Raw genomic sequence first — 24214 nt, 5'->3', positions numbered from 1 at the left:
ATTACTAGATTGCTCGTTCACTATTGAAGTTCAAAGGTGGTAAGATCATTTCTCGTGTTAGGAAGCTCACAGCCTTGGCCTCCCTCTCTGTAAACCGTAAAAATGTTCTCATGTCCTTATCGTTACTTTTTCGCTCATGTTTATTTGTTAACTCATTATACTCGCATAAAAAACAAAATCAATAATATTTTTTAATTATTTAAAATTTTCAATCTTAAAAACTATAAAAAAAACACACTCATCCCTAGGAAAGGGACGAATGTGTTTTCGTGGTTCCACCCTTGTTCCAACCTAGACTTACTTTCTTCTAGATTGCTCAAGTTCAGATAACGGCTGATACCGTCAATAATTACTAGATTACTCGTTCACTATTGAAGTTCAAAGGTGGTAAAATCATTTTTCGTGTTAGGAAGCTCACAGCCTTGTCTTCCCTCTCTGTAAACCGTAAAAATCATCTCATGTCCTTATCGTTACTTTTTCGTTCATGTCTATTTGTTAACTTATTATAGTTATCAACTTTTCAAAAAGCAAGCCTATTTTTCTTCACAATTTTTAAGAATATGAATAATTATATTTTAAAATAACAAATCATCTAATACAGATTTATTCTCTTGCACATATATTCATCACATACAAATTAACAATATTCATAGTTAAAGTCTCACTCTAAAACGTTTAGAGTTTCATACTTCAACACTATATTTAAAAAATAATTTTTAATACAATCTTTCCCTATAACTTTCTTCTAAAGAACGTGCAACTTCCTCTTCTGAAGCATTCACTTTCGCATGCTCCATTAACATTTTCGGTGCTGAAGGTAGCTCTTTTTTATTTAACCATGACTCTGGATCCCACATTTTTGAACGAATAAAAGCTTTTGCACAATGAATATAGCATTCTTCTATTTCAACAACAATTCCAAGTAACGGATTGCGTCCATTCGCCTGCATTTCTTTCAAAATTTCTTCATCGTTCGTAATATATGCTTTACCGTTTATTCGGAGTGTTTCCCCAAGACCCGGAATAAAAAAGATTAACCCTACGTGCGAATTTGAAATTATATTTAAAATAGAGTCTATACGACGATTACCCGGTCTTTCTGGGATGATAATTTTATTTTCATTTAATACATATACAAATCCAGGTGCGTCTCCCCTCGGCGAAGCATCACACTCTCCGAATTTATTTGCAGTAGATAATACTAGAAAAGGCGATTTAGACAGGAAATCTACACAATGGTGATCAAGTGATGAAATAACTTTTTTCAAAGCCCGTTCACTTGGTTGCCCCAATATTTGTCGTAATTCTTCCTCAGTTGAAATTATTGATTTTATTTCCTTATTCTCTATCTTCACTAATAATCACTCCTTTTTCTTTATTTTCCCAAAATTCAATACAAATATTGTATAATAAAATTTGCAGAAAGGGGAATTAAAATGACAGAGTGGTTAACAATATTTGATCCTGAAAGAAATACACTTGGAAAGAAATTACGTGATGACGTGCATCGTGACGGTGATTGGCACGAAACATTTCATTGCTGGTTTGTAGAAAAAGATGCTGAGGATATGTTCTTATATTTCCAATTACGCTCTAATAATAAAAAAGAAGCTCCAGGTATATGGGATATTACATCCGCCGGACATATTATGCATGATGAAGATGTACTAATTGGCGGTCTACGTGAAATTGAGGAAGAACTGGGTCTTTCCTTCCAAACGAATGATTTAACATACAAAGGAATCTATAAAATAGATTATGAAATTTCAAGCCTTACTGATCGTGAGTTTTGTCATATGTATTTCCACAATGTAATAAAACCACTTCCATTTGCACCAGGTGAAGAAGTAGACGATGTGATGAAAGTACATGCAACTTCTTTTCTACAACTATTAAGAAGAGAGATTTCATCTTTAACGACTAATTCTGTTTTAAACAGTAATCCGATAACGATAACATTTGAAGATATTTATCCTTATGCTCTTGAATACTATGAATTTGTTATAGTGCAAGGACAAGAATTGCTAAACAAAAATAGTTTATAAAAAAATAGGACTCCCAGCATACTTTATTCGGGAGTCTTATTTTTTTATTGCTCAAGTATCTTTAATTTTTTCTCTACTCGTATAAATAATCGTATAATTAACAACAGCATAACAATCATAATCGCTATCATTGTATGTGGATATCTAAACAGTATACTAATAACACTTCCAATTAACATCATAATGAATCCATTTTGTTTCATCACTTCTGCACTATACTTGTTACCTGCATCCCATAATTCCTTATTTTTCATAGACCGTTTCGTACGGTAACCATATGCTGCGTTAATATCCGTCGGTGGATTTTTTTGAAGAATACGTGCCGCAAGTATAAATATAATACCAATCAATATGCTCATTCCTATGTTTACTAGTGCATCCATCAATTATATCCCCCCTAACTTACACCTTCATTATACTATACAACTCTTAAAATCCCAATTATTAACATTTTCATTTTCTCTCTTTAGATGTCTGGAACATACTTGGAAGTGTTACAAAACGTGCCCCTTTCGTTTTTAACTGCGGAATGATTTTGTCTAGTGCATCGACAGATCCTTGCAAATGTCCACCTGGAGTCGAATGTTGAAGTATGACACTTCCTGGAAATGAATTCCCTAGCACATTATTTGTAATCGTATCAGCACTTACCCCTTTCCAATCAACTGTATCAACACTCCACTGTACAATCATAAAATTTTGCTCTGTCGCCCACTTCAATTGATTTTCAAGTATTTCACCGTATGGTGGACGTATAAACTTCGGTGCATAACCAGCTAAATGATTTAATATTTCTTCCGTTTTTATAATTTGATTACGGTATTCAGCCTCATTTACTTTCGCTAAATTCGGATGATTATACGTATGGTTACCAATTACATGCCCTTCATTCGCGATACGCTTTACTACATTCGGAAACTTTTCTGCATTTTCACCAAGTAAGAAAAAAGTAGCTTTTACATTATATTGTTTTAACTTATCTAAAATTTTTGGCGTAAATACTAAATCTGGTCCATCATCAAATGTAAGAGCTACTTCCGCTTTATTGTATGGTCCTGAAAATGCATACGCATATTTTTCAACCCATGAAAAAGGTGTCCATGACCCCCGATTCTCTTCCTTCACTTTGACTTGATCATTTTGCGGAACATTTAATACATACGGCACTGCGTCTATATAGTTTCCATAATAAAATGAATGATATGGCATATAAGCATACGAAACATTTCGTTCTAGTCCCCAATGAAATGGAACGAACATTTCTGGTGCGTAAAAATAATACATGATAAAAACCTCCCTAAAATTTCATATGTGATTCATCTGTACTTTGTTAGAGAAATTCTTATTCATGAACAAAAATAAGACTGTCCGTAATTAGGACAGTCTTACTGCTTTATACAATTAATAAAGTGAAACTTTAATCAGTGGGGGTTTTACTGCCCGTTTATGCGGGATAAATCGATGTACTATCTTTCGGCAAAACTTTCACATGTTTTAAATAGTTTGTCACTTTGTCATCATCATCATCTTGCGGGTATTGATATCCATATGTGTTAGCAATTTCGTTCGCAACTTCCCTAAATAAATCACCCATTACAAAGAATGACTCCCATATATTTTCATATTCTGCATTTGAAAATGTCTTTCTAAATTGCTCCCACGTATCTTTTTCAACATATTGCTCGAAATGCTTACCAAACTTTCCGGTATTCACTGTAAAATTTGTTTTCATACCAATATGCCATTCTAGCATTACGATTAACATATCACGCATTGGGCCTTCAAGCATTCCTTTCGCATAAGAAAGTTCCTCGCGCCACAATCCTTTTCCTACATTTGTACTGCACCACCAAAATTCATTACAGCAATCCAAAAACTCTTTTTCTGTAGGATTTTTTATAACGTAATCTTTATCACTTGCTGGCGGAAATTCTCCAATACATTTGTCTTTATCCAGTAGTAATTTACTTAAACTATCCTGTCCAATAAATTTATTTATTAAATCAACTGGAACTAGCATTAAATCAATTCGATTCCCATCCATGAACTGCATTAAATACGGAAATTTCCCGTCTTTATCAGCTGGAAGTAACGACATTTCTTCCGGCATTTGCACAATCATTATTTCTCCAAATCTATTAATCCAACTATGATTACACGTAAAAGATTGTATATCTTTTACAACATAAATAATATCATAGTCTTGAAAACAATCTTTTTTCACATTTGGATTCACACGTGACCCATTCATGATGACAGCTCGAATTCTTTCATCCTCTTTTGCTGTATTTATAATTAAGTCTAACATTTCTTTTTCAGTTCTCATCTTCTTATAGCCTCCAAGTTTTTAATATATAATATAAAGCTATGTAAATTGGAGGTCCACGAGCTAAATTCGTTGTACAAGATACACGTTATAATTTTTGAAACTTCTTTTTCATCCCTTTTTCCTCCTTACATTACTCTGTTACGACTGCCATTACAAACCCATCGTACCCTTTACTTCCTACAGTTTGAAGCGCAGTAGCACTTACACGCGGCTCAGCAGCTATTAGCTCATAGAAATGGCGTATCCCTTGTACACGAGGATCGCTACTAGTATTATCAATAACTTCACCTTCACGTACTACGTTATCCCCAATAATTACAGTACCAGGGCGTGATAGTTTCAGTGCCCATTCAAAATAAGCAGGGTTATTTTGTTTATCCGCATCTATGAAAATAAAATCAAATGGTTCATACTTCTCATTTTCTATTTGTTTTAAAGAATCTAACGCTAATCCTAATCGTATTTCAATTTTATCATTCAAATTGGCACGCTCAATATTGCTCCGTGCAATTTCAGCATGCTTTTCACTTGCTTCTAATGTAACAATTCGCCCTCCAGATGGCAATGCTCTTGCAAGCCATATTGTACTATATCCGCCTAGAGTGCCAATCTCTAAAATGTTACGCGCTCCTTGAATTTGTACTAATAGTTGTAAAAACTTCCCTTGAGTTGGCGATACATCATGTGCCGGTAAATTAGCTGCAGCGTTTGCTTGAAGAACTTCTTCTAATGTAGAGTCTTTCGGTATTAATACATCACTCATATATTGATCAACAGCCGTCCATTTCTCAATCGTACTCATGGAAATACCATCCCCTTCAAGTTTTTAATACTTATCTACCATTCAAATTTAATTATACCGAAAATTCCGTTTCATACACAAAAAATAAAGAAGGGACACCCACTCCATTACAGAATAGATGTCCCTTCTTTGTATTTTATATTTATCCCTTACGGATTAGTAGACCAAAGTCCTGCTGATTTAATAAATGTACGTTTATTTAATTTCAGCTGCGCTACGATAAACTCTGCAATATCTTCCGCTTGCATTACTTTATCAGGATTTCCATCAGTTAATCCTAAGTCTACAGCCATGTCAGTTGCTACTGTACTTGGTGTTAAAGCTGTTACACGGATATTATGTTTACGAACTTCCATCGCTAACGATTCTGTTAAACCAAGAACACCAAATTTAGAAGCACTATATGCACTTGTTACAGGTGCACCTTTTTGTCCTGCTGTAGATGAAATATTAATAATATCACCAGATTGTTGTTCAATCATACTTGGTAAAGCTGCACGAGTTGCATAGTATACACCCATTAAGTTTACTTGAATGATTTTTTCCCAATCAGCAACGTCTAATTCTAAAAACTTACCGAATTTAGAAATACCAGCGTTATTAATTAAAATATCGATAGATCCTAAACCATTTTTTAATGTTTCAATTGCAGTCGTTATTTCTTCATATGAAGATACGTCAGCAGTCGCAATAACAGCTTTTACACCTTCTGCTTCCACTTCTTTCGCTACAGCTTTTAAGTTTTCTTCTGAACGAGCTAAAAGACCTACATTTACGCCTTCTTTCGCTAACGCAATCGCTACAGCACGACCAATCCCTCTACCTGCTCCTGTAATTAAAGCATTTTTTCCTTGTAATAATTCTGCCAAGTATAACACTCCTTAATCATCTCAGTTGTTTATTATATTAAAAGTGTATCTATGTTTATGTAAAAAGGCAATGATGCACTTTTATGTGCGTAGGTTACTTATAGGTAACTATAGTAATGGTAAATGCATTTTTAAAGAAAAATAGTGTTAGAAGGCCTCCTTCTAACACTATTTTTCTTCATGATTTGGAATACGCACAATAAATTCTGTACCATTTCCTTCTACACTCTCAACTTTTATTTTTCCTTGATGAAGGTCGAGTACTTTTTTTACAATTGCTAGACCTAATCCACTTCCTCCATAAGCACGGTTTCGTGAAGAATCCGCTTTATAAAAACGTTCAAAAATATGTTGTTTCTGTTCTTCGGATATACCAATTCCCGTATCATGAATACTTACTTCCAGGAATTCCTTATGTTCTTTTAAATGAATTGTAATCGTGCCACCATTTGGTGTGAATTTAATACTGTTATGAATTAAATTAATCCATACTTGGCTCATACTTTCTTTGTCTGCAGTAACACACACTTTATCCATATCAAGATCTAGCTCAAGTCCTTTTTCATCCCAAAGAGGCTCACTATTTAACACAATTTGTTTCAACTGTTGATCTAATCGATAAGTAGCTCTTTCTGGTGAATACTCCTCTGACTCTAAAAGTGTTAGCTTCAATAAATTTTGACTCAATTTAGATAATCGCGTTGTTTCAGTTTCAATAATAGTAAGATAATGTTTTCTTTTTTCAACTGGTAGATTATCATCTTGTAGCGCTCGAGCAAATCCCTTAATAGATGTTAATGGCGACTGTATTTCATGAGAAACATTCGATACAAATTCTTGTCTCATTTTCTCCATTGCATTAAGTTCATCCGTCATATCGTTAATACTTTTTACAAGCACACCAATTTCGCCATCATACTTTTCTTCATTCCGTATTTTTACAGAGAAGTCCCCTTTTGCAATTTTTTGTATCGGTTCAATGATCGTCCAAATCATCGCCTCTCGCTTCGGTCTCATTAAAATTCCGATTAATGTCCAAATAAGAACGATAAAAACAAAGCCGACCATATCACTAATTAGAAAAGTAATAAAAGGCGATACGTTTATTTCAAAAGCTTTCATTACACTAGACGATACAAAAAAGGCTATTGACCAAATTATAGTAAGAAAAGTAAAGAGCGCTACTATCGCCCCCATTACTTTTAACATCTTCATCTTACTCATTCTTTCTCTTTTTCTCATTTACTTACCTCTAAGCGATACCCTAAGCCCCTTATCGTCCTTATACTAAACTTCGATAACTCTTCTTGAAACTTTTCACGCAACCGATTAATATGAACGTCTAGCGTGCGTTCATTCCCTTCAAAATCATATCCCCATACGTCTTCTATTAATTGCTCTCTTGAACAAGTTCTCCCCGCTTTAGATCCTAATGTAAAGAGCAACTCAAATTCTTTTAGCGGCAGCGTCACCGTTTGTTCTCCAACGTTAACTTCAAATGTTTTACGATTTAACAGTACATTCCCAACTTGAATAGATTGCGATACTGTAATTTGGTAACGTTTCAATAATGCCTTCACTCTCACAACTAATTCTAAAGGATCAAATGGTTTTACAAGATAATCATCTGTTCCGAGGTGAAATCCTTTTACTTTTTGAGATGTTTCACCTTTAGCAGTCAGCATAAGAATTGGGATATCATAGTATTTTCTTAATTCATAACATAAATCAAACCCATCCATATTTGGCATCATAATATCAATAATCGCCATTTCGACTCTCACTTCTTCTATTTTTCGAAGAGCATCTAATCCATCAACGGCCTCATATGTTTGAAAACCTTCTCGTTCCAAAAATACAGAAACAAGTTCTCTAATGTGCGGATCATCATCTACAATTAAAATTTTGGGTATCAAGGAATCATATCCTTTCTGCTTAACATACTTTTTAGCACTCTAAAATCAACAATCAGTGAAGTGCCCCTTCACTGATTGTTTTCATTCTATAATGCTCCTTCTTTAATTTTCAATTGTTGCATTGCAAATTCACGGTACATGTCATGTGTCCGTAATAACTCATCATGTGAGCCACTTCCTGTAAGATTCCCTTTTTCAATAAAGATAATTTTATCTGCATCTACAACAGTAGAAAGTCTATGCGCAATAACTAAAGTTGTTCTACCTTTCATTAAGTTATTTAACGCCTTCTGAACAACCGATTCCGATTTACTATCAAGACTTGACGTCGCTTCATCTAACATAAGGATTTGCGGGTTTCGTAGTAACGCTCGAGCAATCGTAATTCTTTGTCTTTGCCCTCCAGAAAGCTTCACACCACGCTCTCCAACTTCTGTTGCGTATCCACTTGGTAAATCATGAATAAACGCATCAACATACGCCATCGCTGCTACTTTTTCAATTTCTTCATCCGTCACTTCACCCTCAACACCGTAGCAAATATTATCACGAATCGTTCCATCAATTAACGGACTATCTTGTGAAACGTAACCAATTTGACGTCGCCATGATTGTAATGAATATGCTGTAATTGGTTCTTTCCCTAATTTTATGAAACCACTAGTTGGCTCATAAAAACGTTCTAACAGCGAGAATAAAGTTGTTTTTCCGCTACCACTTGGTCCTACAATCGCCGTTACTTTTCCAGATTCAATCGTGAAGTCGATATTTTTCAAGATTTTCTCTTCTTCGTTATACTCAAAATGTACATTTTCAATAACGATTGGCTGCTTCGCATTTGTAACATTCATACCTGTTTCATGATCTTCTACTTCATATTCTAAAATCGTATTAATTCTTTCGGTTGCACCAATTGCTTTTTGGAACTGAGTAAAGAACATTGATAACTGACTCATTGGCATAATAATTTGAACCAAATACAAAATAAATGCTACAAGTTCACCTGTTGTTAATGCACCACTAGAAACTCGCATTCCACCATACCCTACGATAATAACAAGCAATGCCATTAAAACAAACGACATAACAGGTGAAATTAATGCTTGCACTTTTCCTTCTTTCAAACCAAATTGCAATAATTTTTGGATACCTGTATTACCTGTTTCATATTCTTTTTTTTCCGTATTTGAAGATTTTACTAAACGAATTTCTGATAGTACTTGTGTTAATACACTAGTAAAAGAAGCCGTTTCATCTTGAAGTGCTTTTGAAATCTTATACATTTTCCGTCCAAGTGGAACTAAAATTAATACCGATAATGGAATAACCGTTAAAAGTAAAATTGTCATTTTCCAGTCTAAAACAAATAATACAATTAATGACCCAATAATTGAGATACCGCCTGTTAATAAGTTTGACAAATGCTCAGAAATTAATGTTTTTACAACACCTGTATCATTCGTCATACGACTAATTGTATCTCCTGTTCTGTTTTGATCATAATAAGACACTGGTAAAATAAGTACCTTTTTCCACAATCGTTCTCTAAGTCCAGCTACAATTTTTTGTCCAATATAATTCAGTAAATAAATTGACAATCCTGCAGCAATTGTTTGAATAATAAAGAATGCAATTAATCCAACAATTTGTCCCGTACTAATTGAAGAAAGTGAAAAATTATCAACTAAACCTTTTGTCAGCATTGGAATAAACAAACTCGCTCCAGTAGAAAGTAAGCTCATTATTAATGCAAAAATAAGAATGCCTTTCGGTGGATTTGTATCTTGAATGAGACGTAAAAACTGCCTCCAATTCCCTTTTTTCTTTTCTGTATTCCTAACTTCCATTGTCGTTCATCTCCTCGTTATAAACAAAACTATTCTTTCTAAAACTAGAATACGCTATAAATGTAAACTGAATGTAAACACACTTTTTTCTAATTTTACAAAATATACATATAAACTCATCTTTACAACAAGTATAAATATCTGATATTATTACCTGGTACTTATTATTATTCTATGTGAATTATAGACTACGCATAGAAAATATATAACTAATTTTATCAATTAGCTAATTTAAAACACTATATAAATCTCCAGCATTGAAAGGAGTATCCTTTTTGCAAACAAATACACATTCCGAAAAGGAAACAATCATTTTTATTCATGGATTAGTTGGAAATCGCCGCGCCTTCAAAAAAGAGCATAAACGATTTTCTGCCTCCTACAACATTATAACTTATGATTTATTAGGTCACGGCGACGATAAAGGAGAAGCTATCGACTTTTCAATACAGCGCCTCGTAGATCAATTATTGAACTTGTATGAAAAAGAGGGAATTAAAAAGGCTCATATTTGTGCTCTAAGCTATGGCTGTTATATCTCTACGACATTTGCACAAATGCATCCAGAAAAAGTATTGAGTATTTGTCATATTGGTGGACATTATAATAACCCTTCCCGTTTATATAATGTTTTTCAGAATTTTTGGGAAAAACGTGGTGATGAATATTCATCTTGGCTTTCTCAGTATGCTAGTACTATTTTTCCAAGTGGAATACTAAGGGCAAATCCATTCGCTGTTATTTCACGAAATATTTATTACCGTTTCGGATTACAATTACACTCGTCCATTATTGCTGAGTCATTACGACACCGCTTAGAATTCGACTTAAAATCTAAATTAAAAGCACTTCCCCATCCTATATTATGGGTGATGGGAGAACATGATCATCTCTATAAATCTTGTCTCTTTGATTTGAAGTCCATTCTTCCGAACGTTTTATATAAAGAAATTCCATTAGCAGGTCATGCAGCAAACTTATTCCGTCCAAACTATTTTCATGATTTATATGCTAAGTTTTTGCATGGAAAATTGACATAAAGTGAAACTTTAATCAGCGGGGATTTGTCCATCCCCCGCTGATTATTATCCCGCAAATAGCAGGATAAATACTACTATACTGTTAGTTTATCCAACTATGAAAAAGGCTTCCCAAGTTTCCCTGGAAAGCCTTTTCTCTATACGAAAAGTATATAAAATACTTTTTCTTAGTATGCTTTTGTGTAACCTAATAGGTGCTTACTCCAGTAAGAGTTGCTTACAGAGCTAATGCGTACGCCAGTTGCGTCAGTTTCTGCACTGATGAACTGTCCATTACCTAAGTAAACGCCCATGTGAGAAGGACCTGATTTATAAGTATTTTGGAAGTATACTAAATCACCTGGTTGTGGACTGTTAGTCTTTGTTTTAGAGCTCCAGTATCCAGCAACTGTTTGACGAGCGCCTTTATGACCAGTTTGATTTAATACGTAGTGAATGAATCCACTGCAGTCAAAACCAGCAGGTGTTGTACCAGCAGTTCTGTATGGTGAACCATTTAAAGATCTAGCGAATCCAGCGATTGAAGATGTATCTCCACCTGTTGGTGCTGTTGGTTTTTGTACTTGGTTCGTACCTTGGTTACCACCAGTAACTACATTATTCACTCCGCCTTTTACAAACTTAACAAAGTCTGCACTTACGTAACCAGTGCGGCCATTATGGTTAATTTTATACCAACCATTTTCAGCGCCAGTAACGTTTAATACTGTACCATTTGTTACCCCACCAATTACAGGGTTATATGTAGCTGGACCTGTACGTACTTTTAAAGCACCTGTGTTAACAACATAAGATCCACCAGTTTGAACTGTAGTAGTATTGTTGTTGTTGTTTGTAGTTGGTTGCTGAGTTTCGTTAGATACAGCTGAACCACCTTTTGTTACGAAGTCTTTACTTACGTATCCAGTTCCACCATTGAAGTTAATTTTAAACCAATCTTGAACTTCACCTACAACTTGAACTGTTTTTCCTTTATTTACAGAACCTAAAACAGTATGAGATGCACTTGGGCCTGTACGTACGTTTAATGAAGAAACGTTTACTGTGTAAGTACCTGTTCCTTGCTGAACAGTAGTAGTAGTTCCTTTGTTGCCACCAGTTGTTACGAAGTCCCCACTTACATAACCTGTTTGACCGTTTACACTAACTTTGAACCAACCGTTTTCTTGTCCAATTACTTGAAGTACTTGACCTGATTTCACTTTAGAAATAACGTTATGTCCTGTACCAGCACCTGAACGTACATTTAATACATCAGCTGTTACTGTGTATTTTAATTCAGAAGTTGTTTCTACCGTTTTTGTTTCAGTTACAGTCGTTTGAGTTTGAGTTTGTCCATTAATTTCTTTTAGCGCATCATTTGAAACTTGTGCATGAGCAGAATCCATTCCAGGAACTGCTACACCTACTACAGATGCTGCTGCTAAACCTGCGATTACTTTTTTCATAAGTTGTCTTTACTTCCTTTCCCTACTATCCTCTTGAGAAAACTATAAACTTAGTACTTTACAATATTATCAAAGTAAAATATTCATCCAGTTCCATTTTTTAGCAAGAGTTTTATTTTTCACACATCGTTTATTTTAAACGATTGAAGTGAATTTAGTGTGAACTTCATGTGAACTTTATCATTAAACAGTGTGTTTTTGCAATGCTTTTTTCAAATTTCTTATGTATTTCATTGAAAATTCGACATTCCATTCATTATCTTAATATATATTTTTCTTTTGCTATCCACTTTAAAAAACTCTATTAATCCAATACAATGCAAAGAATGTATTTTCTAGTAAAGTCCCTTCCATGAAGCATACTCTTATCATGACAAAAAATGCTTTTTTTATCAATAGTATAATATTTTCAGAAAACTTTTTTTGATATTATCCATCGTTTTTAAAAGATTTGACGATTTGTAAGATTTAACTCCAAAAATTCTGTTCTAATTTGACGAAAATACACATTCCACTATCTATTTTTCACTATCCATGGAATTTTCAGGATATTTATATTATCATATATAAAGTAGGATTTTAATCCATACAAATTTTATTCACCCCACACTGAAACCAATCGAACTTTTACAGGTCGGTATTCTATACGTATCATTGAATTTTGATATGGAAGCCTTACTGCCCGCAAATAGTGAGATAAAAAAAGGAGATATATTTATGAAAAACATAATAGATGATCCTATAAATAAAAATATAGAACTGTACTATGCTTTTTTTCAATTCGTTTCAATTATAACATTACAAAAAGTATCAACTATTGAAACACGTAAAAACAAATTAAAAAATCAGATGAAAAATTCCTACAAAAAAAATCCTTACTACTTATAAAAGGTGAACAGATTATATCTCTGTTCACCTTTTATTTTTTATTTTATTTGTAAATTTTCACACGAGTTTCTAATGGCTGATATTCTTTATCTCCTGCCGAAACTACCGGTTTACCAAATGGCATTTGCGCAGTTAACTTCCAGTTTTCAGGTACATCCCATTCTTTTTTTACTTCCTCATCAATCAACGGATTATAATGCTGTAGTGTAGCACCAAAACCTTCAATCTCTAATGCTGTCCAAATCGCAAATTGCAACATTCCAGAAGATTGCTGAGACCATGTAGGAAAATTATCTTTATATAGTGCAAAGTTCTCTTGCAAACTTTCTACTACTTTACTATCTTCGAAATACAAAACTGTTCCATAGCCACTTTTAAATGCATTCATTTTCTCTTCAGTAGGTGCAAAATTATTTTCAGGCACAATTTTTCGTAACGTTTCTTTCGTAACATTCCATAATTTGTCGTGTTGTTCACCTAGTAATACAACAACTCTTGCACTTTGAGAATTAAAAGCCGAAGGTGTATGTTTCACAGCATGATAAATCACTTCTTGAATTCTTTCATCAGAAACTACTTGCTCTTTACTAATCGCGTAAATAGATCTTCTGTCTTCAATTGCTGAGTAAAAATCTTTTGCCATTACAATTCCCTCCAATTTTCATTTGAGGCAGTATCATATGTACGAAGCATATAATGCCTCTCGAACTTATTATTAATAAGTTCTTAACTTAATAATATCAACAAACAAAAACAAACTCAAATGATATCACTTGAGTTTTCACTTCCTATACGTCAAAGAATAAAAAAACAGTTTATTGTCACCAAAATCAAGGTTCAATAAACTGTCTGTCTTATTTTTATAACAATCTAAATTACTTCTTTCTTCACCTAATTAAGCAATTGAAATGCATAGGACATTAATTTATTTGTTTCTGTAAAACGTTTTGTTTTACTTTTTGTCCCCATAACAACTGTAATAACACGATTATCGCCTTGTTTTGCAGTACCTGTAAAACAATACCCTGCGCTATCTGTAAACCCTGTTTTTAAACCGTCTATTCCTTCTATATATAAAGCTTTATTATTTTTGTTTAACATCTCATTTGTGTTTGTAACATTAATATTATTAAATGCTAACTGACTTTGACGTAAGTGAGTCACTTCTAATATCTCTGGGTAATCTTTTATAAGATGGTACGCTAATTTCGATACGTCAGCTGCTGTCATTTTCGTTTCACTTCCGTCGGGCTCCTGCAATCCGGAAGCATTCGCGAATTTAGCTTTATCTGACATTTCTAACTGCTTTGCTTTTTCATTCATAAGTTGAACAAAGTTTTTTTCTGTCTTAGCTACATGTTCCGCTAAAGCGACAGCCGAATTATTAGCCGATTCAATCATTAACGCATGATATAAGTCCTTAACAGTTAATGTATCATTTGCTTGCATCGGGATTTTTGCACCCTCTGTTTGTGCCGACTTTGCACTTATTTTCACTGGATCTTCCCAGTGGACTTTCCCATTATGTATACTCTCTAAAACGAGATATGCTGTCATCATTTTTGACATACTAGCAGGGGCAACAGCTTCATTTTCATTATTTTGATAAATAACTTCTCCATTACTCGCATCGATAATAATAGCTGCTTTTGCATCAATTTCTGGTGGTATATATTTTGGTGGAACTACTTTTTCAGATAGCCCTGTTTTAGGTAGCTCTGCCACTTGTAAAGGCTGAGTATCTACATTTGTTTCACTCTTTTGAACTCCTTGGAAAAAGAACCAACATATACCCAGAATTACTACTAACAGGATTGTTAATCTTCCCCATTTTAACCGCTTCATTCTAAAACTCCTTTAACAAACCTTTTATACACTCATGTTTAACCATAACAACAATTACTTTATATCGTCAAGGTAAAAAGCATATTTATTCATCTATAACAATTATAATTTCAACCTCGTTCTCTTTTTCATATGTGTTACACTAAAAACAACGAAATATAAGAATATTCAATTACATTTAAACACAAAAACACTATATAATAGAAAGGATTTATACAAATGATACTTCCAAAAGCATTAAAATATGGCGATACCATTGGCATCTACTCTCCCTCTTCACCAGTAACCTATACTTCTCCAAAGAGATTTGAGCGCGCAAAATTATACTTACAAAAGAAAGGATTTCATATATTAGAAGGTTCACTAACAGGTCAATATGATTATTATCGTTCCGGGAGCATTAAAGAGCGTGCTGAGGAATTAAATGACTTGATTAGAAACCCTAACGTCTCTTGTATCATGTCGACAATTGGGGGACTGAATTCAAATTCATTATTACCTTATATTGATTATGAGACTTTTCAAAAGAATCCTAAAATAATGATTGGCTATTCAGACACAACAGCATTATTACTAGGTATTTATGCAAAAACAGGAATTCCTACATTTTATGGTCCAGCACTTGTTCCTTCTTTTGGTGAATTTGAGCCTTTCGTAGATTGCACGTACAAATATTTTGCGGATACTTTATTAACTGATCAACACCTTCCTTACAACATAAACCAGCCGTTATTTTGGTCAGATGAATTTATTAATTGGGAAGAAAAAACGAAAGAAAAAGATCTTCGACCGAACAATTGGATTTCAGTAATGGGCGGAAAAACTACTGGACGTATTATTGGTGGGAATTTAAACACTATACAAGGTATTTGGGGTAGCCCCTATATGCCACTTATTCAAGATGGTGACATTCTCTTTATTGAAGATAGCTCAAAAGATGCAGCTACTATCGAAAGAAGTTTTTCATCACTTAAAATTAACGGCGTTTTTGATAAAGTTTCAGGTATCATCCTTGGAAAACATGAGCAATTTGATGATTGTGGTACAAATAGAAAACCTTACGAAATATTATTAGAAGTATTACAAAATCAAAAACTTCCTTTTCTAGCCGATTTTGACTGTTGTCATACTCATCCAATGATTACTTTGCCAATAGGTATTCAAGTAGAGATGGATGCAACAAATAAAACGATACAAATTATAGAACAGTGGAAAATCTAACTCTACTAGCTCTATTATTTTCAGCTCTAAAGCTACGCATTGCCTTCTATTGTTTTACATTAGAAGACATGATACTATATATTTTGGAATGTGAAGAAATAAACAAAAATCATTTCAATATGCCTTTTATATATAATAAGAAGCTATTGATTATATACATCGAGTTTACATACGTGTATATAAAGTAAAAGAGAGTGAATATATGAAACCAACTATTAAAAACTATGTATTTCTACATGTAGCCTTCTTGATATATTCTATCATTATGGTTTACATGAAATGGGCAGCTCAATTCCCTGTTGCATCAATCTCATTTTTTATTGCTTACTTCGGACTTGTTGTACTTTTATTCGGATATGCAATTCTATGGCAACAAGTCATTAAGAATTTTGAAATTTCTAGAGCATATTCACACCGTGGGATTATCATACTATGGTCCATGCTTTGGTCAGTATTCCTATTTGGAGATACGATACAGTGGAATCACATACTTGGCGCAGCTATTATTATCGTCGGAATTGTGGTGGTGACAAAAGATGAATAGTTATATGTTATTATTTATTTTTGGGATAATTTTAGCCAATTACTCACAAATATTATTAAAAAAGGCTACTTTACAACAATACGATTCTAGAATAAAAGAATATGTGAATCCTTATGTTATCATCGGCTACTTTTTATTTGTAATTAATGCCGGATTAAATGTGATCGCCTTAAAGGGCTTGGCGTTAAAGCAAGCATCTGCATTAGAATCATTAAGTTATATCATCATTTTAATTTTCAGTTGGTACTTCCTAGGGGAGAAAATCACGAAACGAAAAATCATTGGCAACATTATTATTGTCATTGGTGTAATCATCTATTGTATACAATAACAAAAAGATCCGTTTATGATAAACGGATCTTTTTGTTATTGCCCTAAATTTTGAACCTTATCTTTCAAATCACGAACTTGTTCTATCGTCTGCATAAGCTCAGAGTTTTTAAACTGCTCTACATTCATTTTCCCTTCCTCTATCTTTGTCATAGATGTATCAATTAATGTATTTAACTTTTCATTATACCCGACGATTTGCTGGTGAAGATCCTTCGCTACATCTGGTGGTGTTAATTCATTAAAAGCTGGTATATCTTGTTTAATTTCAGTAAGTTTCGTTTCTAGTTCTTTCCGGGCTTCCCCATCATTAACGGCCTTTTCTGCTAATGATGGCGCTTCATTTGCAAATGCACTTATTTCATTTACATAGTCTGTCGCTTTTTGAGCGTAATCTATGGAGTTCTTCCCTTCCTCTACTAGCGAACATCCCATCAAACCAATTGAAACTACAATTGAAATTAACATTGTTTTTGTAAACTTCATTTTTACCTCCTAAATAATTGCCATACTTTTATTCATTTATAAACACTTTATTTTCTTCTTATACACTTTATCACATCATATCTTATTTTTTTTAATCTTCCTCTTATACATTCTAGAAAAATCATTATTATCCTGTTCAACATGTACCTCGAAACTATCTTCATTTAAATATAAAAACAGACATACTTATTTTAAGTACGTCTGTTTTCCAGGTACGTATAGCTCTCACTAATTAAAGTTTCTCTTTATCCTCTCACATGCCCTATTACTGTTATAATATCTATGTCTATATGTACACTAATAATATCTTCTATAATGTCCGTATATCCTTGACCTAAAGGTGTTCCGTAATGTAATAAAATTTCTTTTTTTTCATAAACTGACTTCGGTACTGTAAAAATAAATTTCCTCATATTCCGCTCATCAGCAGGCTCCAGTATTAAAACAATGCCATCCTCTTCAAACATATAATCACGCCTTCCAACAATCCATTCACTATGGCTCAAGTATTGCCTTGAAAGGATAGGTTTTAAACACCCTTTCTAACAATATATAACCATTTCATGATCAAATAGCTTATACGGCTTATATGATTTCACCACAAATACAAAAAAACACAAACCTTGAACTACCAAGAATTTGTGTTTTTTTGCATTTCATTCCTATATACCTTTATCAAGCTCATATAACCTACGATATTTCTCATTTTCTTTCAGTAGCTGTCCGTGACTACCTTGCATAGCGATTTGGCCACTATCAAGGAAAATAACTTCATCTACATGTTCAATTCCTACAAGATGATGTGTAATCCAAATAACAGTCTTTTCTTCTGTTGCAGAAAACATTGTTTCTATTAAGGCTAATTCCGTTTTAGGGTCTAAACCGATAGTTGGTTCATCAAGCACAATAATCGATGCTTCTTGCATAAGAGTTCTTGCAAATGCTACCCTTTGCCTTTCTCCGCCAGAAAACCTCTTTCCCATTTCATGCATTTTTGTTTGTAATCCATCAGGAAGAGAAGCAATGTGCGGTGCTAGCTGTGCTTTCTCTAAAGCTTTCCATATCTCTTCATCATTAGCCTCTGGTTTACCGATCCGCACATTATTTCCAATTGTCGTATCGAATAAATGTGGTTTTTGGTTTAATACAGAAATATATTTTGACAAAAAATCCGTATGAGCTTGTTCACCATTCAATATAACTTGCCCACTCACCGGACGTAGCGCACCAGTTAACAGTTTTAGTAAAGTAGATTTTCCTGTTCCACTTCTACCTAAAATAGCAATTTTCTTTCCTGCCTTTATTTGCAATGATACATCTTTTAATACAGGTTCATTACTATCCGGGTAATTATACGACACATTACTCAGTTCAATATCTACATGTTTTGATACAACGTATTCCTTATTTACAGGTAACTCCTTACCACCATCCAAAGTGCTCTCACTTTCTACGCCATTAAGCCGATGAGCAGATTCTACATAAGATGGAATTCGATCGATAGCATCTGATATAGGGATAAGCGCATTTGTCACAGATAATGTCATTAATACGAAAGCTGCGATAACTGTAGGTGCAATCTGTTCACTTGCCGCTGCATTTCCAGTCCATATAATCATTGAAATGACTACAATACCTACTGTTAAGTGAATGAGACTGTCTCGAATATGGTACCAGCGTTTCACTCTCTTTTCTGTCTTTAACAACTGGACATTTTGCGCTACATACTCATTAATAAATTCATCTTTTCTACCACTCGCCTGCCAATCAGATAACCCAAATACAGCATCTGTCAATTGTTGATACAAACGATTTCTTCCTCGCTTCAAAGCAACATGATGTCGTTTCATCAAAAGTAGTGAAACGAATGGGAGAAGAAAAACAATAACAGCTAACATACAAGCTGCGATAAGTGCAAATACTAAGTCAAATGCACCTATAACAATTACGAAAATGCTATATACAACTAACGCTAATATACTAGGGAATATTGTACGTAAATATAGATTCTGTAAATGTTCTATATCATCAGACAATACACCTAGTACATCACCAGTTTGAAATCGAGAGCGTAAAAATAACGCCTGTGGTTCTACAATTCTATATAGTTTTGTTCTCATTTTTTCTAAAATTCGTAGAACGACGTCATGCCCTACTAAACGCTCTAAATAATGAAAAACAGCTTGCCCTATACTAAACGCACGCGTTGCAACTATAGGAACATATACAGCCATTACATTTTCTGGTCTGAGAGCAGATTTAGAAATTAAATAACCTGAAATGAAAAGTAGCATCGCACCTGAACTAACTCCAAGAAGCCCGAGGAAAATAGTCAACGTCATTCTACCTTTATTTTGCTGTATATAAGGTTTAATCCAATTACTCATCGCTCTCCCCTCTCTTCCCTATGAAAATGTAATGTCTCATTCTTTAAAAGTTCTTCATATGTTCCACTTTCTTTAATTTCCCCTTTATTTAAAATAAGAATATGATCCATTTGCTTCATCCAATGCAGACGATGCGTTGCAAGAAATACTAACTTACCTTCAAACAGACGTAACATCGATTGCTTTATTTCAAATTCAGTTTCAATATCAAGATGTGCTGTAGGTTCATCTAATAAAATGATTGGCTTTTTACTTAAAAGTGCACGTGCCATAGCGACACGTTGTTCTTGTCCGCCACTAAGCATACGTCCACCTTCTCCAATTCTTTCGTACATCCCATGTGGTAATGATGCAACGAGCGAACGAAGACCAACTTCATTAATAACTCTCTCAACTTCTTCATCAATTGTATTCGTTTCATAGAAACAAATATTATCTTTTAATGAAAGCGGAAAAATATAAGGTTGCTGCGGAATATAAGCAATATTTTTTTGCCAATCTTCTCGAGTAGATTCACCAATTTCCACACCATTTACTAACATCTTCCCACCCGAAGGCGGTAGAAATCCTGCTAACACATCGATTAACGTTGATTTCCCTGCCCCACTTTCACCAATAATGCCTATAGCACCGTTACCTTGCCAAGTAAAATCAATTCCCTCTAATATAGCCTTTTCAGATTCATCATTATTTACTTTTACATCTTGTAATTTCAAACTACTAGAAGAATTCCATACTATATCTACATTTGAATCTTTCTTTTCTATTTCTTTTTGTTTCTGTAAAATTTCTTCTATTTGCTCCATTGCAAGTTGTCCATCTAATGTAGCATGATAATTCGCTCCAACTTGCTTAATCGGCAGAAAATATTCCGGCGCTAAAATTAAAATCGTAAGAGCTGGCAACAGTATAATTGTCCCATCTATTAACCGTATCCCTAATCCAACTGCTACAAATGCAATTGATAAACTCGTAAAGAAATCTAATGCAAAAGAAGAAAGAAAAGCAACTCGCAAAGTACGCATCGTTGCTTTTCTATATCGTTTACTTACTTTTTCAATCTTTCCTTCGTGCTGTTTACTTTTCCCTAAATACTTTAATGTTTCTAATCCTTTTAACGTATCTACAAAATGATTAGAAAGTACACGATATGTCTCATATTGGCTATCCGCCATTTTCTGCGCTGCTAATCCTAGAAGGATCATAAATATGATCACAATTGGAATCGTTACAACTAAAATGATTCCAGACTTAATGTCCAGTGTAAAAACATATAGAACAATTAGCCCTGGAACGATACTACTTCTAATCATTTTAGGAATTGTCAATTCAATATATGTTTTAAATTTCTCAATACCTTCTATCGATAAAGTAACCAGATGACCAGTCCCATTCGTTTGGACAAATCTCGGCCCTAACGTAAAATATGCTTCTATTAACTGTTTACGTAATGCAAATCCTGTTTTTTCAGCGAAACGCTCAACCAATATTTGCGATGTTCGCACTAACATTTGGCGTGCTGCAAACGTGATCCCAAAATAAACAGTTTCATTTAGCACAGCTTGCACTGTTTCTCCATGAAATAAAAATGTGATTGCTCGTGCTAAAAATACTGTCTGCGCAATGATACTACACGCCTCTAAAATGCTAATAAGACTTAAAGTTACATATAAAACTCGGCTACCAGGATACGACGGAAGTCCTCTTTTTCTTTTCATTAGTACTCCAAATCTTTGTCTGACTTAACAGGTTGTCTAAATACATAGAAACTCCATATTTGACTACCGATAACAAACGGTAAAATAGCAAGAGAAAAATAGCTCATCAATTTTAATGCATAAGGTCCTGATGCCGCATTATAAATTGTCAAATCATTTACCGCTCCTAATGAGCTAATCATGACACGCGGGAACATACCGATGAACACACTTGCACTTAACAAAATGATTGTTAAACTCGTCATAAAGAAAGCCCAACCATCTCTTCTTCTTTTATTTAATAAAGTAGAAACAAATAGCGCTACAAAAGCTCCAATTGGAACCATTAGCCACTCTGAACCATGTGCGGTGAAAATATCTGTTTTCCATAACCCTACAGCTGCAAAAACAAGAAGTGTTATTAATGCAAAAGGTGCAATCTTTGTCGCGGCAATACGTGCGCGTTCTCGTAATTTTCCTGTTGTACGTATAGTAAGGAATTGCAAACCATGAACAATACATAGAAGAAGAAACATAACTCCCCCAAGTAACGCAAATGGGTGAAGTAATTTCATAAATCCGCCTACCATATTTTTACTTCCATCAATTGGTACACCTGTCATAAAGTTTGCGATTGCAACTCCCCAAAGTATAGGAGGTAGCAAACTTCCAATAAACATGCCCCAATCCCAGAAACTCTTCCATTTATGATTTTCTATTTTCGCACGGAATTTAAAGGAAACACCTCTTATAATTAATGCAAGAAGCATAAACACAAATGGAATATAAAACCCACTAAATAAAGTTGCATACCAGTGCGGGAATGCCGCAAACATAGCGCCACCAGCACAAACAAGCCATACTTCATTTGCGTGCCAAAACGGCCCAATTGTATTTAAATATATACGTTTTTCCAAATCGTTTTTCCCTAAAAACCTTGAAACGATTCCTACACCAAAATCGAAACCTTCAAGTACAAAGAAGCCAACGAATAAGGTTGAGATAATTAGAAACCACAACTCATTAAGAGATAACATACTCTTCCTCCTTATCAAATGGATCATGGCTTTGATAATCCTTTTTCGTTTTCTTATTCGCATGTCCTTTAATGATACGAACGAATAAGTAAACAGTAATTCCTCCAACAATTAAATATAGTGATGTGAATGAAACAAGAGAGAATAATACTTCTCCAAATGAAACGTTTGGAGATACAGCATCTTCTGTTTTCATAACACCGAAGACAACCCAAGGCTGACGTCCCATTTCAGTCATAATCCAACCTACTGTATTACCGATAAACGGTAGTGCAATTGCATATACCATTATTTTTAAATACCAAGGGTTTTCAGTTAAGCGATCTTTTCTTGATAAGAACCAGCCGTACATTCCTAAAAGAAGCATGAATGTTCCACTCATTACCATCGCTCTAAAACTCCAGAACATAGTATGTACTGGCGGAATATAATCTCCAGGTCCATATTTTTCTTCATATTGTTTTTGAATTTGATTCATCCCTTCAACTTGACCGCTAAATTTATCGTATGACAATAGACTTAGCATATAAGGGATTTGAATTTCAAACGAATTTTCTTTCTTCTCTGTATCAATTTTTGCAAATACTGTAAATGGAGCTGGATCCTCACTCGTATTCCATAATGCTTCAGCTGCTGCCATTTTCATCGGATGTGTCTTAATTAAATTTTGTGCTTGTGCATGACCGAAAAATAATACCAATGCAGTTGTAATTGTTCCAACAACGATAGAAACTCGGAACGATTTTTTAAACACCGCAGTTTCTTGGCCTTTTGATATTTTCCATGCACTTACACCTGCAATAAAGAATGCACCAGTTGCAATCGCCGCTGTAATTGTATGCGGGAATTGCACCCATAATTGTGGATTTTGAATAATCGCCCAAAAATCATTCATTTGTGCACGTCCATCTGCTGCCATTTCATATCCTACTGGGGCATGCATAAATGCACTTGCAGTTAAAATCCAAAATGCTGATAACATTGTTCCTATTGAGAGGAGCCAAATACATAAAAGGTGAACTCGCTTCGGAAGTTTATCCTCACCGAATACCCATAAACCTAGGAATGTAGACTCAATGAAAAATGCTAATAAACCTTCAATTGCAAGTGATGGTCCGAAAACATCACCAACAAAACGTGAATACGTTGACCAGTTCATACCAAACTGAAATTCTTGTAAAATACCTGTTACAACACCTACCGCGAAGTTAACAAGGAATATTTGTGTCCAAAACTTTGTCATCTTCTTATAAATTTCTTGTCCCTTTACCACATACAACGTTTGCATTAACGCAATGATAAAAGCTAAACCTATAGACAGCGGAACGAAAAAGTAATGAAAAATCGTTGTTGATGCAAATTGTATTCGTGCCAATTCGAGCGTTTCCATGCTAAAGTCACTTCCTTCATATTTTTTTATATCGTAATATCGATTGAATTGTATGAATTCACTTCATAACGAACAATTCAATCATTTGGAAAT

The 24214-nt window shown here is 34.2% G+C and carries 24 protein-coding genes and 2 other annotated features (1 of these 26 cut by a window edge); of the genes, 6 read left to right on the top strand and 18 right to left on the bottom strand.

Features of this window, described 5'->3' with window-relative positions:
- Positions 1-132, bottom strand: a binding site (T-box leader) (it extends 100 nt beyond the left edge of the window).
- Between the two features lie 116 nt (positions 133-248).
- Positions 249-480 (bottom strand) — a binding site (T-box leader).
- Positions 481-716: 236 nt separating this feature from the next.
- On the bottom strand, positions 717-1355 hold the full coding sequence (locus QCI77_RS09870; RefSeq protein WP_353824834.1) for a pyridoxamine 5'-phosphate oxidase family protein: 639 nt from the start codon (positions 1353-1355) through the stop codon (positions 717-719).
- Between the two features lie 81 nt (positions 1356-1436).
- Between QCI77_RS09870 and QCI77_RS09865 the strand changes: the two genes are divergently transcribed.
- Entirely contained in the window at positions 1437-2045 is a 609-nt protein-coding gene (locus QCI77_RS09865) for an NUDIX hydrolase (RefSeq protein WP_002168603.1), read from the top strand.
- A gap of 44 nt (positions 2046-2089) precedes the next feature.
- Here QCI77_RS09865 and QCI77_RS09860 read toward each other — a convergent pair whose 3' ends face one another.
- From QCI77_RS09860 to QCI77_RS09825, 8 genes are all read right to left on the bottom strand, one after another.
- Positions 2090-2428, bottom strand: coding sequence for an SdpI family protein (locus QCI77_RS09860; protein ID WP_061674174.1), 339 nt, complete (start codon positions 2426-2428; stop codon positions 2090-2092).
- Positions 2429-2498: 70 nt separating this feature from the next.
- Positions 2499-3329: a peptidoglycan-N-acetylglucosamine deacetylase gene (locus tag QCI77_RS09855; RefSeq protein ID WP_002031366.1), complete on the bottom strand. Its 831-nt coding sequence runs from the start codon at positions 3327-3329 to the stop codon at positions 2499-2501.
- Between the two features lie 160 nt (positions 3330-3489).
- Positions 3490-4371, bottom strand: coding sequence for an aminoglycoside 6-adenylyltransferase (locus QCI77_RS09850; RefSeq protein ID WP_353824833.1), 882 nt, complete (start codon positions 4369-4371; stop codon positions 3490-3492).
- A 133-nt stretch (positions 4372-4504) separates the two neighbouring features.
- Entirely contained in the window at positions 4505-5176 is a 672-nt protein-coding gene (locus QCI77_RS09845) for an O-methyltransferase (protein WP_002126922.1), read from the bottom strand.
- Positions 5177-5325: 149 nt separating this feature from the next.
- Complete coding sequence (locus tag QCI77_RS09840) at positions 5326-6045, bottom strand: 3-ketoacyl-ACP reductase (protein ID WP_353824832.1); 720 nt, start codon at positions 6043-6045, stop codon at positions 5326-5328.
- 168 nt (positions 6046-6213) lie between these two features.
- The gene (gene hitS / locus QCI77_RS09835) at positions 6214-7287 is read right to left on the bottom strand and encodes an envelope stress sensor histidine kinase HitS (protein WP_002086159.1); all 1074 of its coding nucleotides are present in this window, start codon (positions 7285-7287) and stop codon (positions 6214-6216) included.
- The gene (gene hitR, locus QCI77_RS09830; RefSeq protein ID WP_002126920.1) at positions 7284-7961 is read right to left on the bottom strand and encodes an envelope stress response regulator transcription factor HitR; all 678 of its coding nucleotides are present in this window, start codon (positions 7959-7961) and stop codon (positions 7284-7286) included. Before hitR ends, hitS begins: the two co-directional genes overlap by 4 nt.
- 86 nt (positions 7962-8047) lie before the next feature.
- Positions 8048-9808 (bottom strand): ABC transporter ATP-binding protein, encoded by a 1761-nt coding sequence (locus QCI77_RS09825; protein WP_353824831.1) that lies wholly within the window; start codon positions 9806-9808, stop codon positions 8048-8050.
- A 275-nt stretch (positions 9809-10083) separates the two neighbouring features.
- Here QCI77_RS09825 and QCI77_RS09820 point away from each other — a divergent pair, with 275 nt between their 5' ends.
- A complete protein-coding gene (locus QCI77_RS09820) occupies positions 10084-10848 on the top strand; it encodes an alpha/beta fold hydrolase (protein WP_002141349.1) in 765 nt (254 codons plus the stop codon).
- Positions 10849-11015: 167 nt separating this feature from the next.
- Here QCI77_RS09820 and entFM read toward each other — a convergent pair whose 3' ends face one another.
- On the bottom strand, positions 11016-12296 hold the full coding sequence (gene entFM / locus QCI77_RS09815) for an enterotoxin EntFM (protein ID WP_002202346.1): 1281 nt from the start codon (positions 12294-12296) through the stop codon (positions 11016-11018).
- Between the two features lie 717 nt (positions 12297-13013).
- Between entFM and QCI77_RS09810 the strand changes: the two genes are divergently transcribed.
- Positions 13014-13184, top strand: a complete 171-nt coding sequence (locus tag QCI77_RS09810; RefSeq protein ID WP_002086168.1) for a hypothetical protein — start codon at positions 13014-13016, stop codon at positions 13182-13184.
- 43 nt (positions 13185-13227) lie between these two features.
- Here QCI77_RS09810 and QCI77_RS09805 read toward each other — a convergent pair whose 3' ends face one another.
- Positions 13228-13827 (bottom strand): nitroreductase family protein, encoded by a 600-nt coding sequence (locus QCI77_RS09805; protein WP_002141347.1) that lies wholly within the window; start codon positions 13825-13827, stop codon positions 13228-13230.
- 248 nt (positions 13828-14075) lie between these two features.
- A complete protein-coding gene (locus tag QCI77_RS09800; protein ID WP_002031349.1) occupies positions 14076-15029 on the bottom strand; it encodes a D-alanyl-D-alanine carboxypeptidase family protein in 954 nt (317 codons plus the stop codon).
- Between the two features lie 219 nt (positions 15030-15248).
- On the opposite strand from QCI77_RS09800, the gene QCI77_RS09795 reads away from it, so the two are divergent.
- The 3 genes from QCI77_RS09795 to QCI77_RS09785 all read left to right on the top strand — a co-directional run bounded on the left by QCI77_RS09795 (position 15249) and on the right by QCI77_RS09785 (position 17125).
- Positions 15249-16250, top strand: coding sequence for a S66 family peptidase (locus QCI77_RS09795; protein ID WP_002141346.1), 1002 nt, complete (start codon positions 15249-15251; stop codon positions 16248-16250).
- Positions 16251-16452: 202 nt separating this feature from the next.
- A complete protein-coding gene (locus QCI77_RS09790; protein WP_002168607.1) occupies positions 16453-16794 on the top strand; it encodes an EamA family transporter in 342 nt (113 codons plus the stop codon).
- Entirely contained in the window at positions 16787-17125 is a 339-nt protein-coding gene (locus tag QCI77_RS09785) for an EamA family transporter (protein WP_002168608.1), read from the top strand. The genes QCI77_RS09790 and QCI77_RS09785 overlap by 8 nt, the downstream gene beginning before the upstream one ends.
- 35 nt (positions 17126-17160) lie before the next feature.
- On the opposite strand, the gene QCI77_RS09780 is transcribed toward QCI77_RS09785, so the two are convergent.
- The 6 genes from QCI77_RS09780 to cydA all read right to left on the bottom strand — a co-directional run bounded on the left by QCI77_RS09780 (position 17161) and on the right by cydA (position 24121).
- Positions 17161-17610, bottom strand: coding sequence for a DUF6376 family protein (locus QCI77_RS09780; RefSeq protein WP_353824830.1), 450 nt, complete (start codon positions 17608-17610; stop codon positions 17161-17163).
- 245 nt (positions 17611-17855) lie between these two features.
- A complete protein-coding gene (locus QCI77_RS09775) occupies positions 17856-18077 on the bottom strand; it encodes a hypothetical protein (protein ID WP_002031341.1) in 222 nt (73 codons plus the stop codon).
- A gap of 195 nt (positions 18078-18272) precedes the next feature.
- Positions 18273-19997: a thiol reductant ABC exporter subunit CydC gene (gene cydC / locus QCI77_RS09770; RefSeq protein WP_353824829.1), complete on the bottom strand. Its 1725-nt coding sequence runs from the start codon at positions 19995-19997 to the stop codon at positions 18273-18275.
- The gene (cydD, locus tag QCI77_RS09765) at positions 19994-21715 is read right to left on the bottom strand and encodes a thiol reductant ABC exporter subunit CydD (protein WP_061689786.1); all 1722 of its coding nucleotides are present in this window, start codon (positions 21713-21715) and stop codon (positions 19994-19996) included. Before cydD ends, cydC begins: the two co-directional genes overlap by 4 nt.
- Positions 21715-22731, bottom strand: coding sequence for a cytochrome d ubiquinol oxidase subunit II (gene cydB / locus QCI77_RS09760; RefSeq protein WP_002141342.1), 1017 nt, complete (start codon positions 22729-22731; stop codon positions 21715-21717). Before cydB ends, cydD begins: the two co-directional genes overlap by 1 nt.
- Positions 22718-24121, bottom strand: coding sequence for a cytochrome ubiquinol oxidase subunit I (gene cydA / locus QCI77_RS09755; RefSeq protein ID WP_002012335.1), 1404 nt, complete (start codon positions 24119-24121; stop codon positions 22718-22720). The genes cydB and cydA overlap by 14 nt, the downstream gene beginning before the upstream one ends.
- Between the last annotated feature and the right edge of the window lie 93 nt (positions 24122-24214).

The sequence above is a fragment of the Bacillus cereus group sp. MG9 genome, assembly GCF_040459995.1.
Lineage (GTDB): Bacteria > Bacillota > Bacilli > Bacillales > Bacillaceae_G > Bacillus_A > Bacillus_A mycoides.
This window is presented reverse-complemented; position numbering and strand designations above follow the sequence as displayed.

Bases quoted from the DNA above. Each gene is read 5' to 3' on its own strand.
- QCI77_RS09865 (WP_002168603.1), top strand. From the start codon at position 1,437: ATGACAGAGTGGTTAACAATATTTGATCCTGAAAGAAATACACTTGGA.
- QCI77_RS09860 (WP_061674174.1), bottom strand. From the start codon at position 2,428: ATGGATGCACTAGTAAACATAGGAATGAGCATATTGATTGGTATTATA.
- QCI77_RS09855 (WP_002031366.1), bottom strand. From the start codon at position 3,329: ATGTATTATTTTTACGCACCAGAAATGTTCGTTCCATTTCATTGGGGA.
- QCI77_RS09850 (WP_353824833.1), bottom strand. From the start codon at position 4,371: ATGAGAACTGAAAAAGAAATGTTAGACTTAATTATAAATACAGCAAAA.
- QCI77_RS09845 (WP_002126922.1), bottom strand. From the start codon at position 5,176: ATGAGTACGATTGAGAAATGGACGGCTGTTGATCAATATATGAGTGAT.
- hitS (WP_002086159.1), bottom strand. From the start codon at position 7,287: ATGAGAAAAAGAGAAAGAATGAGTAAGATGAAGATGTTAAAAGTAATG.
- QCI77_RS09825 (WP_353824831.1), bottom strand. From the start codon at position 9,808: ATGGAAGTTAGGAATACAGAAAAGAAAAAAGGGAATTGGAGGCAGTTT.
- entFM (WP_002202346.1), bottom strand. From the start codon at position 12,296: ATGAAAAAAGTAATCGCAGGTTTAGCAGCAGCATCTGTAGTAGGTGTA.
- QCI77_RS09810 (WP_002086168.1), top strand. From the start codon at position 13,014: ATGAAAAACATAATAGATGATCCTATAAATAAAAATATAGAACTGTAC.
- QCI77_RS09805 (WP_002141347.1), bottom strand. From the start codon at position 13,827: ATGGCAAAAGATTTTTACTCAGCAATTGAAGACAGAAGATCTATTTAC.
- QCI77_RS09800 (WP_002031349.1), bottom strand. From the start codon at position 15,029: ATGAAGCGGTTAAAATGGGGAAGATTAACAATCCTGTTAGTAGTAATT.
- QCI77_RS09795 (WP_002141346.1), top strand. From the start codon at position 15,249: ATGATACTTCCAAAAGCATTAAAATATGGCGATACCATTGGCATCTAC.
- QCI77_RS09790 (WP_002168607.1), top strand. From the start codon at position 16,453: ATGAAACCAACTATTAAAAACTATGTATTTCTACATGTAGCCTTCTTG.
- QCI77_RS09785 (WP_002168608.1), top strand. From the start codon at position 16,787: ATGAATAGTTATATGTTATTATTTATTTTTGGGATAATTTTAGCCAAT.
- QCI77_RS09780 (WP_353824830.1), bottom strand. From the start codon at position 17,610: ATGAAGTTTACAAAAACAATGTTAATTTCAATTGTAGTTTCAATTGGT.
- QCI77_RS09775 (WP_002031341.1), bottom strand. From the start codon at position 18,077: ATGTTTGAAGAGGATGGCATTGTTTTAATACTGGAGCCTGCTGATGAG.
- cydC (WP_353824829.1), bottom strand. From the start codon at position 19,997: ATGAGTAATTGGATTAAACCTTATATACAGCAAAATAAAGGTAGAATG.
- cydD (WP_061689786.1), bottom strand. From the start codon at position 21,715: ATGAAAAGAAAAAGAGGACTTCCGTCGTATCCTGGTAGCCGAGTTTTA.
- cydB (WP_002141342.1), bottom strand. From the start codon at position 22,731: ATGTTATCTCTTAATGAGTTGTGGTTTCTAATTATCTCAACCTTATTC.
- cydA (WP_002012335.1), bottom strand. From the start codon at position 24,121: ATGGAAACGCTCGAATTGGCACGAATACAATTTGCATCAACAACGATT.